The following is a 15709-nucleotide window of genomic DNA, read 5'->3' as shown; positions in this document are numbered from 1 at the left end:
GCCGAATAATTACCGAAATAACTATTCTGTTGGTCACTCAGTTTTCAATTGAGACTCTAATTTGTTTGCCTCGCTACCTAAGTAGGTTGGCTGTTAGAACTCAATCTGTACGAGTGCCCACACAGATGATTGCTTTATATTGTTAAAGAACGTTTTGAGTCGCTTTAGCGTCTCAAGGGATGCGAATAATACACCCTTTATTTTTCGAGTCAACACTTAGTTTTAAACTTTCTTTCGACAATTTAAAACCGAAGTTTTATTTAACTCTCTGAGTAGTTCGTGCCTCGCTATGCTTCGGCGTTTCCCGTCTCAGTGGGGTCGCATTATAGGGAGATCCGAAAACAGATCAACCCTTTTTTGAAGAAAACTTGAAATAAAGTGCTGTTCGCTGAGTATTTGAGCTAAACGCTCAAAAACACAACTAAACCACCTGTATCAAGAAGTTTATAGGGCTATTTAAAATCAAAATTATGATAACTAGCTATCAGTAGAGACGTATTTGGATCAACAATCCTGAAAAAGCCAACCAATAAGTTAAGAGTCGTGTTGCTAAAATCATTTGAAATAGTCAAAAGCTGAGATTTGAATTCATTGGGCTATGTTTTATTTAAGAAGTGAGTTTACTTAGGCCGCAATGATTAGCTTTACTATGAGGTTCTTAGTACCGGTATATAGATTAAGAGAGCGAACGCTATATCTTCTGATAAGCTCTAATAAATAAAAACTTAATCAGGGATTGCTTAATGGTAGTTAAATTCGAAGTGCTATCATTAATAACTGTAAATCACTATATAATGAAAATGATCTTTAACTAGAACCTGATAGGCTATTTTCAATCAATGGTAAGTAAAGAGTCACTAGGTAGCTATTAAAATAGCTGTCAAAACAACCTATCGATTCAGAATCTATGAGTCGATACACATAATAGAAGGTAATTACTCGTTCATATAGTTTGACAAATTTTAGGCAAGAAAAAGCCGAGCATAAGCTCGGCTTTTAGGTTTCTTTAAGACTTACTCTGCAGACTGTGCGTCTTCTTGAACTGCTTCGCTAGTCGCTGGGCGACCAACTAGTTCAATATAAGCCATTGGTGCATTATCACCAGTACGGAAGCCACACTTAAGAATACGAGTGTAACCACCTGGACGATCCGCGTTACGTGGACCGATTTCACTGAATAATTTACCAACAACTTCATTATCACGCGTGCGAGCAAACGCTAAACGGCGATTTGCTACACTGTCAGTCTTAGCCAGTGTGATTAAAGGTTCAATTACACGACGTAACTCTTTCGCTTTAGGCAAAGTAGTTTTGATGATTTCATGTTTCACCAAAGAACCTGCCATATTGCTAAACATCGCTTTACGATGGCTACTGTTACGGTTTAATTGACGACCACTCTTACGATGGCGCATGACCCTATCCTTCTAACTAAACTAATATAGTGATTTAGATTATTCAGCTAAACTTGCAGGTGGCCAATTTTCTAGGCGCATGCCTAGAGAAAGTCCACGTGAAGCTAGCACGTCTTTAATTTCAGTTAGAGACTTCTTACCTAAATTAGGCGTTTTAAGAAGCTCAACTTCAGTGCGCTGAACTAAATCACCGATATATTGAATTTGCTCGGCTTTCAAACAATTTGCTGAGCGTACTGTTAATTCAAGGTCATCAACTGGACGAAGTAGAATAGGATCGAATTCTGGCTTCTCTTCTTTCTCTTCTGGCTCAGTTACATCACGTAAATCTACGAATGCATCTAATTGCTCAGCTAAGATAGTAGACGCACGGCGGATCGCTTCTTCTGGATCTAAAGTGCCGTTTGTTTCCATATCAATGATTAACTTGTCTAAATCTGTACGTTGCTCAACTCGAGCTGATTCAACCGAGTACGCAATACGTTCAACTGGGCTAAATGATGCATCAAGCAACAATCTACCAATTGGACGCTCATCGTCATCAGAGGATAAACGACTAGATGCCGGCACATAACCACGACCACGTTCAACACGAATACGCATGCTGATCTCGCTGTTATTTGTAGTTAAATTACAAATAACGTGATCTGGATTAGCAATTGTTACATCGCCATCGTGCTGAATATCAGCCGCAGTAACAGGGCCTACACCAGATTTAGTCAGGGTCAGAAAAACTTCATCTTTGCCTTCTAACGTTACTGCTAAACCTTTAAGGTTTAATAGTATTTCAATGATGTCTTCTTGAACGCCTTCTTTCGCGCTGTACTCATGTAATACACCGTCGATTTCAACTTCAGTTACTGCACATCCAGGCATAGATGAAAGTAATATACGGCGTAAAGCATTACCCAGAGTATGGCCAAAGCCACGCTCTAATGGTTCTAAAACTATTTTAGAACGCGTTGGGTTGATAGCGTCGATGTCGACTAACCTTGGTTTTAGAAATTCTGTAACAGAACCCTGCATTTTATCCTCTCTTAACTCTTAACTTTACTTAGAGTAAAGTTCGACGATTAGTTGTTCATTAATGTCCGCAGACAGGTCTGAACGCTCAGGTAGACGCTTAAAGCTGCCTTCCAATTTCTTACCGTCAACTTCAACCCAAGTCGGCTTTTCACGTTGCTCAGCCAACTCTAGAGCAGCGATGATACGTGCTTGTGTCTTAGACTTCTCACGGATTACAACAGTATCTTCTGGAGTAATTACGTATGAAGGAATGTTCACAACACGACCATTAACTAAAATCGCTTTATGGCTTACTAACTGACGTGCTTCTGCACGTGTGCTAGCAAAACCCATGCGATATACAACATTGTCTAAACGTTGCTCTAAAAGCTGTAACAAGTTTTCACCTGTATTACCTTTAAGGCGAGCAGCTTCTTTGTAGTAGTTACGGAATTGCTTTTCTAATACACCGTATATACGACGTACTTTTTGCTTTTCACGTAATTGTAAACCGTAATCAGATAAACGACCTTTACGGGCGCCGTGCTGACCAGGTGCAGTCTCAAGTTTACACTTAGAGTCGATAGCTCTTACGCCGCTCTTAAGGAACAGGTCAGTACCTTCACGACGACTCAGCTTGAGCTTAGGGCCCAAATATCTTGCCATGTTATTTCTCCTAACCTATTGTTAAACGCGACGTTTCTTCGGTGGACGACAACCATTATGTGGTATAGGCGTCACGTCAGTAATGTTGGTAATACGGTAACCAGCAGCATTCAAAGCACGTACAGCAGATTCACGACCTGGACCTGGACCTTTGATGAAAACTTCTAGATTTTTTAAACCGTATTCTTGAGCAGCAGTACCTGCACGCTCTGCAGCAACCTGAGCAGCAAATGGTGTAGATTTACGTGAACCACGGAAACCTGAACCACCGGCAGTAGCCCATGATAGTGCATTACCTTGACGGTCGGTAATCGTTACAATAGTGTTGTTGAAAGACGCATGAACATGAGCCATACCATCAGCAACTTGTTTTTTAACCTTTTTACGACGAATTGGTGTCTTAGCCATAATACTATCCCCTTATCGCTTAATAGGCTTACGTGGACCCTTACGGGTGCGCGCGTTAGTCTTAGTTCTTTGACCACGTAGTGGTAAAGAGCGACGGTGACGTAGGCCACGATAACAACCAAGGTCCATAAGGCGCTTGATATTTAAAGTAACTTCACGACGAAGATCACCTTCAACAGTGTACTTGCCAACTGCATCACGCAGTACGTCAAGAATTTCGTCTGAAAGTTCACCGATTTTTGTGGTTTCGGCGATACCAGTCGCTACTAAGATAGCCTTAGAGCGAGTCTTACCTATGCCATAAATAGCTGTTAAACCAATAACTGCATGTTTATGATCAGGGACGTTAATGCCAGCAATACGGGCCACTAACACATCTCCTATATTCGAATTTGGTAATCATCTGTTTGAAAAGCCCGTAAGGATACTCAAACGAAGACCAAATTACTACTAAAAACACAGGCCGAGAAAACTCAGCCTGCACGCTGTTTACTTAGCCTTGCCTTTGCTTATGCTTAGGCTCACTGCAAATTACGCGTACTACACCAGCACGTTTAATAACTTTACAGTTACGGCATATTTTCTTAACGGAAGCACGTACTTTCATTGCTCAACTCCGTAAACTGACCTTATCGACCGTAGCCTTTAAGGTTCGCTTTTTTCAGCACAGAATCATACTGATGAGACATCAGGTGAGTCTGTACTTGTGCCATAAAGTCCATGATTACTACAACGATAATCAAAACTGATGTACCGCCGAAGTAGAATGGCGTTTGCCACGCCATCGTCATGAATTCAGGCACCAGACAGATAAAGGTTATATACAAAGCACCTGCCAATGTCAGGCGTGTCATCACTTTATCAATGTATTTAGATGTCTGCTCACCTGGACGAATACCTGGGATAAATGCGCCAGATTTCTTAAGGTTATCTGCTGTTTCACGAGGGTTAAAAACCAACGCTGTATAGAAAAAGCAGAAGAAGATAATAGCTGCTGCTAGTACAAGTGAGTACAACGGTTGACCTGGGGTCAACGTAGTAGCTACAGCTTGTAATACATCAGCAACTGGACCTTCACCTTGGCCGAACCAGCTAGCAATTGTACCAGGGAACAGAATTATACTACTAGCGAAGATTGGTGGAATAACACCCGCCATATTTACTTTTAGTGGTAAATGCGTGCTTTGAGCAGCAAATACTTGACGACCTTGTTGGCGTTTAGCGTAGTTAACAACAATACGACGTTGTCCACGTTCAAAAAACACTACAAGATAAGTAACAGCGAATACAATTACCGCAACCATCAGTAGTACAAAAACATTCAAATCACCTTGGCGCGCCATTTCGACTGTCGAACCAATAGCAGACGGCAAGTTAGCTACAATACCAACAAATATTAGAACAGAGATACCGTTACCGATACCGCGTTCTGTAATTTGTTCACCCAACCACATAAGGAACATAGTACCAGTCACTAAACTCACCACTGCGGTGAAATAGAAACCCATACCAGGGTTAACAACTAACCCCTCCATCATGCCCGGTAAGCTAGAAGCAATACCGATTGATTGAATAGTAGCTAGCACAAGCGTGCCATAGCGTGTGTACTGGCTAATTTTTTTACGCCCTTGCTCACCTTCTTTCTTAAGCTCTATAAACGGAGGATACATATGCGTTAATAGTTGCGTAATAATCGAAGCCGAGATATACGGCATAATACCCAGTGCTAACACTGAAGCTCGCTCAAGAGCACCACCACTGAACATGTTGAACATTTCAACAATGGTGCCCTTTTGTTGCTCGAAGAAATCGGCAAGTACAGCGGCGTCAATCCCAGGGATCGGCACAAATGAACCTAGACGGTAAATTATGATAGCACCCAATACGAAGAGTAATCGGCGCTTCAATTCCGAAAGTCCACCTTGTGCACTTTTTGTATCTTGACCTGGTTTAGCCATTAGTACTTCCTTAGTCTTCTACCTTGCCTCCGGCAGCTTCAATAGCTTCGCGAGCACCTTTAGAGGCTTTAAGGCCTTTAACGGTAACAGCGCGTGAAACTTCGCCAGATTTAACAACTTTAACGAAAAGAACGTTCTTTTTAACTAGACCAGCTGCTTGTAACGCGCTTAGGTCTACCACATCGCCTTCAACTTTAGCGATTTCAAAAAGGTTTATTTCTGCAGATACTAAAGATTTGCGAGAAGTAAAACCAAATTTAGGTAGACGACGTTGCATAGGCATTTGACCGCCTTCAAAACCAACGCGTACTTTGCCGCCAGAACGTGATTTTTGACCTTTGTGACCACGACCACCAGTCTTACCTAGACCAGAACCGATACCACGACCAACACGTTTTGGAGCAGTTTTTGAACCTGCAGCAGGTGAAAGTGTATTCAAATGCATCGAATTAACCCTCTACCTTAACCATGTAAGAAACCTTGTTTATCATACCACGTACACATGCTGTGTCTTCTAACTCAACAGTGTGGTTGATACGACGTAAACCAAGACCGCGTAATGTAGCTTTATGTTTCGGTAAACGACCGATAGAGCTTTTTACTTGTGTTACTTTTACAGTTTGATTTGCCATGGTTACCCCAGTATTTCGTCTACGCGAAGGCCACGTTTTGCAGCGATTGACTGTGGAGAATTCATATTCTCAAGAGCCGAAATCGTTGCACGTACCACGTTGATTGGGTTAGTAGAACCGTAACATTTAGAAAGTACGTTCTGCACACCAGTCACTTCAAGTACTGCACGCATAGCACCACCTGCAATGATACCAGTACCTTCAGATGCTGGTTTCATGAACACTAGTGAGCCAGCATGACGTCCCTTAACAGGATGCTGTAATGTGTTGCCATTTAGGTCTACGTTGATCATGTTACGACGTGCTTTTTCCATTGCTTTTTGAATAGCAGCTGGAACTTCACGTGCTTTACCATAACCGAAACCTACTTTACCTGCGCCATCACCAACTACAGTTAGTGCAGTAAAGCTAAAGATACGACCACCTTTAACTACTTTAGACACACGGTTCACCGCGATTAGCTTTTCAGCTAGATCAGGCTGTTGTTGCTTTGCTTCTACGTTAGCCATAGTCTACTCCTAGAATTGCAAACCGGCTTCACGCGCAGCATCAGCTAGCGCCTTCACACGGCCGTGATATTTAAAGCCACTGCGATCAAAAGCAATCTTTTCGATGCCTTTGTCAGCCGCACGTTCAGCAACCGCTTTGCCAACTGCTTGCGCAGCTTCAACGTTACCGGTGCCTTTAACTGTTTCGCTAATAGCCTTTTCAACAGTAGAAGCAGCAGCCAGTACATTACCCTCAGCATTTACAACTTGAGCGTAGATGTGACGTGGCGTGCGGTGGATAACAAGACGCGTTGTGCCTTGTTCAATATAATTTCTACGAGTGCGTTTAGCACGACGTAGACGAGCTGTTTTTTTATCCATCGTCTTACCTTACTTCTTCTTAGCCTCTTTACGGCGTACATTCTCATCTGAATAACGAACACCCTTGCCTTTATAAGGCTCAGGTTTACGGTATGCACGAATGTTAGCAGCTGTTTGACCAACTAACTGCTTATCTACGCCCTTAACTAGAACTTCTGTTTGGCTTGGAGTTTCAATCGTAATTCCTTCAGGAACTGCGAAATTAACTGGGTGTGAGAAGCCAAGAGTTAAATCTAATGTTTTACCCTTAGCTGCAGCACGGTAACCCACGCCTACTAACTGAAGTTTCTTCTCGTAACCTTCATGCGTACCAACAACCATGTTGTTGATTAGAGCGCGAGCAGTACCTGCTTGAGCCCATGCATTAGCTACGCCATCACGAGGTAAAGTAGTAATAACGTTGTCATTAACTTGTACTTCAACAGCGTTGTTGATAGTACGAGTAAGTTCACCGTTTTTGCCTTTAACTGTGATTTCCTGGCCTTTTAATGTAACTTCTACACCGGCAGGAACAGTAATTGGTGCCTTTGCTATGCGAGACATAGTTCCCCTCCGATTAAGCTACAAAACCAATGATTTCACCACCAACACCAGCACTACGTGCTGTGCGGTCTGTCATTAGGCCTTTAGAAGTTGATACGATAGCGATACCAAGACCACCCATTACCTTAGGTAATTGGTCACGTTTCTTATAGATACGTAGACCAGGGCGACTTACACGCTGGATATTTTCAATTACAGCTTTGCCTTCGAAGTACTTCAATTCGATAGAAAGCTCAGGTTTAGTTTCACCGTTAACGGCGAAATCTACGATATAACCTTCGTCTTTTAGTACTTTAGCTAATGCTACTTTCAGCTTTGAAGTTGGCATCGTTACAGATACTTTCTTCGCTGATTGACCGTTACGAATTCGTGTGAACAAATCCGCGATAGGATCTTGCAAGCTCATAGTCTTACTCCCATGATTCTATTACCAGCTAGCCTTTTTAAGGCCAGGAATTTCACCGCGCATAGCTGCTTCGCGAACTTTAATACGGCTCATGCCGAATTTGCGAAGGAAACCATGTGGGCGGCCCGTAATGTTACAACGATTACGTTGACGTGCAGGGCTAGAATCACGAGGTAAAGCTTGTAGCTTAAGTACCGCGTCCCAACGATCATCTTCAGATGTATTAACATCACTGATGATAGCTTTTAGTGCCGCGCGCTTTTCAGCGAACTGAGCAACTAGTTTTGTGCGCTTTGCTTCGCGCGCTTTCATAGAATTCTTTGCCATAACCCTACCCTTATTTCTTAAATGGGAAGTTAAACGCTTCTAACAACGCACGGCCTTCCTCATCAGATTTCGCAGAAGTAGTGATAGTAATATCCATACCGCGTACACGGTCTACTTTATCGTAATCGATTTCTGGGAAGATGATTTGTTCACGTACGCCCATGCTGTAGTTGCCACGTCCATCAAAAGACTTAGCACTTACGCCACGGAAGTCACGAATACGTGGGATAGCGATTGATACCAAACGCTCAAAAAAGTCCCACATACGCTCGCCGCGTAGGGTTACTTTACAACCAATCGGGTAACCTTCACGCACTTTGAAGCCAGCAACAGATTTGCGTGCTTTAGTGATTAGAGGTTTCTGACCAGAGATTGCTGCTAGATCCGCTACTGCGTTATCTAAAATCTTCTTGTCAGCTAGGGCTTCGCCCACGCCCATATTCAATGTGATCTTTTCGATCTGAGGGACTTGCATGACAGAGCTGAAACCAAACTTCTCTTGAAGTTCAGCAACTACTTTGTCTTTATATACTTCATGCAGTTTCGCCATCATTCTACTCCAACTATTAGATAGTTTTACCAGTAGATTTAAAGATACGTAATTTCTTACCATCTTCAATCTTGAAACCTACACGATCAGCTTTACTCGTTTCCGAGTTGAAGATCGCAACGTTTGATGCATCCATAGATGCTTCTTTCTCAACAATGCCGCCAGCTTGGTTCAATTGTGGAACCGGCTTTTGGTGTTTCTTGATCAAGTTTATGCCTTCGACAAAGATTCGACCAGATTCAGTAACAACTGAAAGCACTTTTCCGCGCTTACCTTTGTCTTTACCTGCTAGTACGATTACTTCGTCATCACGACGTATTTTTGCTGCCATGATTGGCTCCTTACAGTACTTCTGGGGCTAGTGAAACGATTTTCATGAACTTATCATTACGAAGTTCGCGAGTCACAGGGCCGAAAATACGTGTACCAATTGGCTGCAAGTTATCATTTAAGATAACAGCCGCGTTGCTGTCAAAACGGATCAGAGAACCATCTGGACGGCGAACACCTTTTCTGGTACGCACAACTACCGCGTTTTTAACATCACCTTTCTTCACTTTACCGCGAGGAATAGCTTCTTTTACAGAAACTTTAATGATGTCGCCAATCGCTGCGTAGCGACGGTGTGAACCACCAAGGACTTTTATACACTGCACTTTGCGAGCGCCGCTGTTATCAGCAACTTCCAGCTGAGTTTGCATTTGGATCATGTTAATGACCTCCGGTGTAGTAATTACAACGTGTCTAAAATTCGTTTAAAAATCAGACATTTCGATTAAATCCCAATCAAAAAACAAACGAGTTGTCTCTTAAGGGCGGGCAATTGTACCAGCATTGAGGGGGTAGCGATAGGTTATTTTTTAATTAATTTGGAGTGTATGGTTATTAAAGTTGAGTAATTACGGCTATGTAGCTATTTTACAGATGGTTACAAAACAAACAAGGCACTATATAAGTGCCTTGTTTACGTTAGCTGTAGTTGATTAACCAAATAAACCTTTTAATTTATCTTTAATCTTATCTTTTGCTTTGTCTTTGGCTTTTTCTTTAGCCTCATCGACTTTCTGCTTAGCTTCATCTTTGAGCGCATTGCCTATATCAAGCTTTATACCAACATCATGGAAAGGCCCTTTTATACGTAATGGTATTTTAAAGCCACTACTGTCATCAGTAGTTCCCTGTCCTTCGATTGATCCAACTATGCCCGTAACCAAACGGTAGTTAACCATTGTTTGCGGTAAATCGACGTCCCCTTCACCAGATATTCTAATAAGTGGGCTAATAAGTGATAAATCAGTATTTTTGCCAACACCATTAGTAAAGTTGAAGCTTCCCGTTAGTGCAGAGAAATCCGTTTGCTCAGATTCTTCAAACCCTGTATCTAACCCTTCAGATGCTGCACCAAAGTTTCCTGAAATAAGTTCCTTACCTTTACGTACCATCTCAGCTATATTCGCGCCTTTCACTGCTCCATCCGCAAACTCAAATCCAAGCTTTCCGTTAAGCGCACCAATAAACGACTTTTGACTTTGGCCAGTTGTGTTTAGGTTCCAATTTAAAGACCCCTTACCCATTAGCTTGTCAAAACCTGCCGCATCAGTTAATAAAGGCTGTGCATCTATACCAGCTAAGTCAAAGTTAGTTGATATTTTATAAGGTACTTGTTGTGCGTTTACTTTGATAACGCCTTTACCTGACCCTTCATAAGCAGAAAAGCTATCTAGGCTTAGTTTTGCAATGCTATTTTTTAAAGCAACAGTAAATTGATTTGCGCCCAACTTAATATCGTTAGCTTTTAATCCACTTGAACGAATAACTACATTCGCATCTAGTGAATTTAACGCACTTAGATCAATTTTAGTGTCATCCCATACTATTGGCTCTGCAGGTTTATCATCTTGCTCTACTGGCTCTTCTTGTTTAGCTACTGCTTTAGGTAGGTACGGGTTTAAATCAAGCATACCTAAATCAATATCAGCATTTACAGCTAAACGCTTACCTAGGTTAAGCTCGCTCTTACCTTTTATTTCCAATGCGTCTAACGTCGCAACTAAATCTTCTAAATTAAATTTCTCACCTGCTAGGTGCATTTTACCGTTTACACTAAATGCGTTAAAAGCATTTTCTTTAGCGCTTAACTCTACACCTTGCCATTTCGCAATGTTTTTAACTGACTCACCATTTAATGCTAACTGACCTTTAATATCTTGTCCTTGCCCAGCGATGCTCCCTTCGAACGTTAGATCAACTAAACGAGAATCTAAGGTTTGTTTAACATTAAAAGTGGTGCCTTCAATTGCTTTAGCCGGAGTATCTAGTTTTATATCAAGCTCAAAACGTTCTTGCATATAAGTAATACCGCCTTTTACTTCTAATGTTTTACGAAGTGAAGGAAGTAAAATAGCGAGCTCTAGATCACTAATTTGTTGTTTAGCACCTGTTTGGCCATCTAGGTAAGTAAATGTACCGCCATAAATAGCAACCTCACCTAATTCAATATCAAAGTTATCTGGAAGCTTTATCGCTTCACCTGATTGGCTTTGCTCTTTAGGTTGCTCTGCAACTGCATCAAACAACTGCCAATTAGCTTTACCATTTTTGTCGGTTTCTAATAGAATATTTGGTTCGTTTATAACAAACTTATCTAATTTAAACTCACCACCAAATAATGAAAACCAAGGTATGTGTACAACAAGCTGTTTCATACTCGCCATATCGGCGCGCGAACCTGATTCCATGTTTGCAAAATGCACGTCGTTAAGTTCTAACTTTAATGCAGGGAATACGCTAAGTGTTTTATCACCTTTAATAGTAAGAGTACGCCCAGTTGTTTGTTCTACCTGCTGCGACACTTTATTAAAAATAGTATCAGTAGGGATTAAAAACGGTGCGGCGGCAATGAGTGCTATACATAGTAAAAGTATTACACCTACAATTTTAAGTAAGGTTTTCATGATCGTCCTTTCAAACGTGCAAATAATGTTCTTATCATAGCGAGTGTTAGCCTTAAAATCATTGTAGTTATGATAAAAAAGCACTTTATTGAATTTTACAGTCTCTGTATGAATCGCTCCTGAAACATTTTAATACCTCTAGGTTGCATTGAAGACTCTATAAATAAAGACTTAAATACCGCTGATACAATTATTTATTAAGTACGTGGTCTTCGCTTTATTATGCTGTTCTAGTTTTTGACACTTTTGCTTCTGATATACCACTCTTAATAATAGCTACATTTAATATGGCTATTATATTTTAGGCTCATGGGCTTTCGTTTATTAGGCAATAGCAGAATTTAAGAACAAAATACGCGAAACCAAATAGCAACATTTTTGTAAATTTGCCAGATTGTCGCAATAAGAGCTCGCTGATACGATTAACTTTTCGAGCAAAACAATAAGTACAGTAGAAATATTACGGCTTACGCCGTCGTTCATAGTTGCCCTAAAAACAACTCAACATTTTAGTTGAGAGTCTCTTTGTACTAAATGAAAATGATTAATACATGTTAAAGCGTTAGTCTCATTTTATTAGCAAAAATACCGATTTAGTCATTTCAATTACAACGGATGAAGGACAGCGCTGTTGTTATTAGCGTAATTGCGCTAAAATAGACCAGCAAAAAAATATATATCTAAACCGGAGATTCTACAAGGCATGAAAAAACTGCTAATTTCACCGTCAAAAATGACGCTAGGCGAACAAGAAAACCAAATCTATCAGAACATTCTGAAGCAATCTTCGGAGTTAAGCCTTAACCTTATGGCCGTGAAAGTAGAAAACCACCCTGATGATTTTTTACCTTGGTGTTACGAATTGCTAAATGCTAGCAGAGATCGTATGAACTACGATTTACTAGAGCCACAGCAATTGCCTGTACTTAAAAAGCTACACGACCAGCTTATTTCAGCTATCAGCTTTTTACAGGTTAAAACTTTACGTATTGCTCCTTGGCCTGTTGTAAGTGTATTTGTAGAACAACACAAAGACGTTATTGCACTTGATGAACAGCTTCGTTTAGTAGACTACATTAAAAGCATTCGTGAACAGTCTCTTAAAGATATGATCCCTGAAGATTTACTTGCGTTTAGCGGTAAGCACATGGCATCACTTGATCCAAGCACATACAACTTTGACGTTGAATGGTTTGCATCTACAAAGAGTGCAAAGAGCTTCCATCAAATGCTTGGTGATTTACCAGGTGCTTTTGACGACGCACTAGTAAATATTCCGCTTGAAGGTGATATTACTCAATATGAGTATCAACAATTTGTTGCTGCTTATTCAAAAATATTCACCGACAACAACGAAAAACCAACACTTGCGCCTGCAACTCGTTTGCTTGCAATGCGTCGCCCTGATTTATTTACTCCGATTACAAATAATCGATTAGATGCTTTATGTGGTGCCCTTGGTGTTTCTAAACTTAAAAATAGTGATTTTGAGCGTTACTGGCAAGATATCGTAAAAGGTATTCAAGCTATGTCATGGTACAAAATGGCTAAACCGAGTAATGAGTTAGAAGAACAATTAGTTGCTATTAAAGCGCTAATCCCATGTTTCTTTCACTATGCTGATGCTAAAACACCAGATAACTCTAACTACATTAAACTGCTAAGCAAGCCTAAGCGTACTACAACTACAACAGGTAAAACTCAACGTAGAGGTAAAGAGTCTGCAGAAATTTTAGTAGACCGCGCACTTGCCGCTGACGATATCCCTGAACATATTCGCAGTAAACGTGATTCAATTGTAAGTGAAGTTCAAAAAGGTCGCAGTGTAAACGAAACAATTAGCCTTATGCGCACTATTTTTGGCTAAAAAACCTTTCCTAGCTGTACTTTAATAGTACAGCTAGGTTAGTTTATGCATCAGCAGCGTGCGACAGAAAATCAAAAAACTTCCTTCCAAAAACATCATTTCATCATAAGCAATTGTTTTAATAGCATTAGTTTTACTTAAAAATAATTAAAACGAGACTGGCACATACAGTGCTATTACCTTCCCAGTTAAATAATAAAAATGCACCCAGTTAAAAGGTCAAAGCAATACATAATAAAACCTTGGTATGCAAAAGTCATATAGCGGGAATGAAACATGCTAAAACTACAAAAAACAATACTCTTCGGTGCACTGGCGTTTGCAGGCATAACATCAACAACGACATTTACAGAGGTAACTGCAAATGCAGCAGCAACCTCCAACCACTTATGGCGTGTCAAGAGCAAACAGGAGGCGACGCTGCTATTTCGGGTGGAATTGATTACGCTAACGAGTCCGGCTTTTATGCAGGTACTTGGGCTTCAAATGCATCGTGGGCAGATGAAATGACCTATGAGCTTGACCTATATGCAGGCTTTAGTGGCGCAATCAATGAAAGCGTTAGCTATGATGTTGGTTATATTTACTATGCCTACCCTGATGCTGCTTCAGAAGCTGACGCAGATTTCTCTGAGGTTTACGGGATTATCAGTGTAGAAGGTTTCACTTTTGGTGCTTCGGTATTAGCAACTTCAGCTGCTAGTGGTGATGGTTCCGACTTTGGTGATTCACTTTATTTAACAACAGACTATGGATTCGCTATTGGTAGTAATGGAACTGAAATAGCGCTGCATTTGGGGCATTACTCAGGCGGCTTTATTGGTGATGACAACATCATCGATTACGGCGTTTCAATCTCTAAGGATGGCTTTACTTTTGGCTTATCTGATAATGATATCGATGGCTCAGATTTAAAAGCTTACGTTGTCGACTCTGCAGACTTTAGCCTATAAAAAAATGTGTTACTTGCTGCAACACTAAGGGCCGCAAGGCCCTTTCTCATATTTAAACCACCTAGAAAATAGTTATTTACAAAAAAACAATAAGGTAACATTAAAGTTCGAAATCACGATTAAGGATTATTATGAATTTATCAAAAAAAATTACAGTTATTTTAGCGTTTTTTTAATCACAATGAGTACATTTACCTATGCAACAATGACATGCCGTTGCACCTCAGGTAGCATGACGGTTGTTCATGGTGAGGGTGGTACAGTTAGCTATTCGTGCTCTGGTGGTGGTCAAGTTTCTTGTATGATACGGTTGGAATAAGCATCATTTAGAAAGGCGTATGCCTTTCTCTTCTAAGGATAGTAAAATGAAATACATATTTTTAATTGCACTTGTTTTTGTCGCCATTCTTGGTATTGGTATTTTAAACACTGGGCAGCCTTCAGATCCTCCGCTAACCCACATACAACCAACTGATGAAGCCATTCTTAGTAATGAAAAAGCTAAGCCTCCAATTGAGCCAAACACCCTATTAAGTAAAGCCTCTGAACCATCTGTCAAACAGCACAAAGTTGTAGAGCAAAAAGTGGCAGCGATATCTAAATTGCCTATTTCAAGCCCTAACGCTTTCTCTGAAGAATTTGTTTCAACTGAGGGTGGAAAAGAATTTGTTTCAACAAAAGCATTGGACGACGTATTTAAAAATGATACTTCAATATTACTGCAGCGTATGTCTAATATTGAATACTCTGAAATAGCACAAATACGTAAAGATAAGCTAAACGATTTTATTCTAAATGAATTAAAAGACGTCACTATTTTACAGCAAGATCTAGAGTGTGCAGGGAAGGTTTGCGCACTAGAACTTACTTATACACAAAGTAGTAATCAAGCATCTATTGAGGCTCTTTCAAGTTTTTCTAAAAACTATTCTTTTCAGCAATTTACTGAAACCGAAAGTGGTGATAAAAAATTAAAAGCATTATATATTGAAACTGAAGACCCTAGCCTATTAACTCTTTTAAATAACTAATTCACGCTGACAAGTATAATACTTAAAGCTATTTTCAGTCCTATATTAGAGTCTAGTTTTCCTGCTATAAAGCAGTAAAACTAGACTCCATAAGTATATTAAGTCACGAATAACCGGCATCAATC

At 40.4% G+C, this 15709-nt stretch carries 20 protein-coding genes and 2 pseudogenes; 4 read left to right on the top strand and 18 right to left on the bottom strand.

All coding sequences use genetic code 11. The features are described 5' to 3' along the window. Window positions 1-1013 precede the first annotated feature (1013 nt). The 18 genes from rplQ to I6F66_RS13920 all read right to left on the bottom strand — a co-directional run bounded on the left by rplQ (window position 1014) and on the right by I6F66_RS13920 (window position 11733). A complete protein-coding gene (gene rplQ / locus I6F66_RS14005; RefSeq protein ID WP_002959450.1) occupies window positions 1014-1415 on the bottom strand; it encodes a 50S ribosomal protein L17 in 402 nt (133 codons plus the stop codon). A gap of 39 nt (window positions 1416-1454) precedes the next feature. Further along, window positions 1455-2441, bottom strand: a complete 987-nt coding sequence (rpoA, locus tag I6F66_RS14000) for a DNA-directed RNA polymerase subunit alpha (RefSeq protein ID WP_002959452.1) — start codon at window positions 2439-2441, stop codon at window positions 1455-1457. Window positions 2442-2465: 24 nt separating this feature from the next. Further along, on the bottom strand, window positions 2466-3086 hold the full coding sequence (gene rpsD, locus I6F66_RS13995) for a 30S ribosomal protein S4 (protein WP_002959461.1): 621 nt from the start codon (window positions 3084-3086) through the stop codon (window positions 2466-2468). 21 nt (window positions 3087-3107) lie between these two features. Next, on the bottom strand, window positions 3108-3494 hold the full coding sequence (gene rpsK, locus I6F66_RS13990) for a 30S ribosomal protein S11 (RefSeq protein WP_002959471.1): 387 nt from the start codon (window positions 3492-3494) through the stop codon (window positions 3108-3110). Between the two features lie 12 nt (window positions 3495-3506). After that, entirely contained in the window at window positions 3507-3863 is a 357-nt protein-coding gene (gene rpsM, locus I6F66_RS13985) for a 30S ribosomal protein S13 (protein WP_007584664.1), read from the bottom strand. Between the two features lie 124 nt (window positions 3864-3987). Next, a complete protein-coding gene (gene rpmJ / locus I6F66_RS13980; protein WP_002959476.1) occupies window positions 3988-4101 on the bottom strand; it encodes a 50S ribosomal protein L36 in 114 nt (37 codons plus the stop codon). Between the two features lie 22 nt (window positions 4102-4123). Beyond that, entirely contained in the window at window positions 4124-5452 is a 1329-nt protein-coding gene (secY, locus tag I6F66_RS13975) for a preprotein translocase subunit SecY (RefSeq protein ID WP_007584663.1), read from the bottom strand. Between the two features lie 10 nt (window positions 5453-5462). Beyond that, window positions 5463-5897, bottom strand: a complete 435-nt coding sequence (rplO, locus tag I6F66_RS13970) for a 50S ribosomal protein L15 (RefSeq protein ID WP_002959480.1) — start codon at window positions 5895-5897, stop codon at window positions 5463-5465. A gap of 4 nt (window positions 5898-5901) precedes the next feature. Continuing rightward, window positions 5902-6084, bottom strand: coding sequence for a 50S ribosomal protein L30 (rpmD, locus tag I6F66_RS13965; RefSeq protein ID WP_002959482.1), 183 nt, complete (start codon window positions 6082-6084; stop codon window positions 5902-5904). 2 nt (window positions 6085-6086) lie between these two features. Further along, window positions 6087-6593: a 30S ribosomal protein S5 gene (gene rpsE, locus I6F66_RS13960; RefSeq protein ID WP_002959485.1), complete on the bottom strand. Its 507-nt coding sequence runs from the start codon at window positions 6591-6593 to the stop codon at window positions 6087-6089. A gap of 9 nt (window positions 6594-6602) precedes the next feature. Continuing rightward, window positions 6603-6953 (bottom strand): 50S ribosomal protein L18, encoded by a 351-nt coding sequence (gene rplR / locus I6F66_RS13955; protein ID WP_002959486.1) that lies wholly within the window; start codon window positions 6951-6953, stop codon window positions 6603-6605. 9 nt (window positions 6954-6962) lie between these two features. Next, window positions 6963-7496: a 50S ribosomal protein L6 gene (gene rplF / locus I6F66_RS13950; protein WP_002959488.1), complete on the bottom strand. Its 534-nt coding sequence runs from the start codon at window positions 7494-7496 to the stop codon at window positions 6963-6965. Window positions 7497-7509: 13 nt separating this feature from the next. Next, window positions 7510-7902: a 30S ribosomal protein S8 gene (gene rpsH / locus I6F66_RS13945; protein ID WP_007584660.1), complete on the bottom strand. Its 393-nt coding sequence runs from the start codon at window positions 7900-7902 to the stop codon at window positions 7510-7512. A gap of 21 nt (window positions 7903-7923) precedes the next feature. Then, window positions 7924-8229: a 30S ribosomal protein S14 gene (gene rpsN, locus I6F66_RS13940; protein WP_010554914.1), complete on the bottom strand. Its 306-nt coding sequence runs from the start codon at window positions 8227-8229 to the stop codon at window positions 7924-7926. Window positions 8230-8239: 10 nt separating this feature from the next. Continuing rightward, the gene (rplE, locus tag I6F66_RS13935) at window positions 8240-8779 is read right to left on the bottom strand and encodes a 50S ribosomal protein L5 (protein WP_010554915.1); all 540 of its coding nucleotides are present in this window, start codon (window positions 8777-8779) and stop codon (window positions 8240-8242) included. A 16-nt stretch (window positions 8780-8795) separates the two neighbouring features. Further along, entirely contained in the window at window positions 8796-9110 is a 315-nt protein-coding gene (gene rplX, locus I6F66_RS13930; protein WP_002959496.1) for a 50S ribosomal protein L24, read from the bottom strand. 10 nt (window positions 9111-9120) lie between these two features. After that, on the bottom strand, window positions 9121-9489 hold the full coding sequence (rplN, locus tag I6F66_RS13925) for a 50S ribosomal protein L14 (protein WP_002959498.1): 369 nt from the start codon (window positions 9487-9489) through the stop codon (window positions 9121-9123). A gap of 273 nt (window positions 9490-9762) precedes the next feature. Further along, complete coding sequence (locus I6F66_RS13920) at window positions 9763-11733, bottom strand: AsmA family protein (protein WP_197209378.1); 1971 nt, start codon at window positions 11731-11733, stop codon at window positions 9763-9765. Between the two features lie 394 nt (window positions 11734-12127). Between I6F66_RS13920 and I6F66_RS22565 the strand changes: the two are divergent. From I6F66_RS22565 to I6F66_RS13905, 4 genes and pseudogenes are all read left to right on the top strand, one after another. Next, window positions 12128-12281, top strand: a pseudogene (locus tag I6F66_RS22565) (transcriptional regulator). 155 nt (window positions 12282-12436) lie between these two features. After that, window positions 12437-13600: a hypothetical protein gene (locus tag I6F66_RS13915; RefSeq protein WP_165729097.1), complete on the top strand. Its 1164-nt coding sequence runs from the start codon at window positions 12437-12439 to the stop codon at window positions 13598-13600. Window positions 13601-13876: 276 nt separating this feature from the next. Next, window positions 13877-14553: pseudogene (locus I6F66_RS13910) on the top strand (TorF family putative porin). Window positions 14554-14918: 365 nt separating this feature from the next. After that, window positions 14919-15584, top strand: coding sequence for a hypothetical protein (locus I6F66_RS13905; protein WP_165729095.1), 666 nt, complete (start codon window positions 14919-14921; stop codon window positions 15582-15584). Window positions 15585-15709: the final 125 nt, after the last annotated feature.

It is taken from the genome of Pseudoalteromonas sp. NZS100_1, assembly GCF_015864285.1.
In the GTDB taxonomy this organism is placed as follows: Bacteria; Pseudomonadota; Gammaproteobacteria; order Enterobacterales; family Alteromonadaceae; genus Pseudoalteromonas; species Pseudoalteromonas arctica.
Note: the sequence above shows the minus strand (reverse complement) of the source record. Positions and strands in the feature narration are given on the sequence as shown.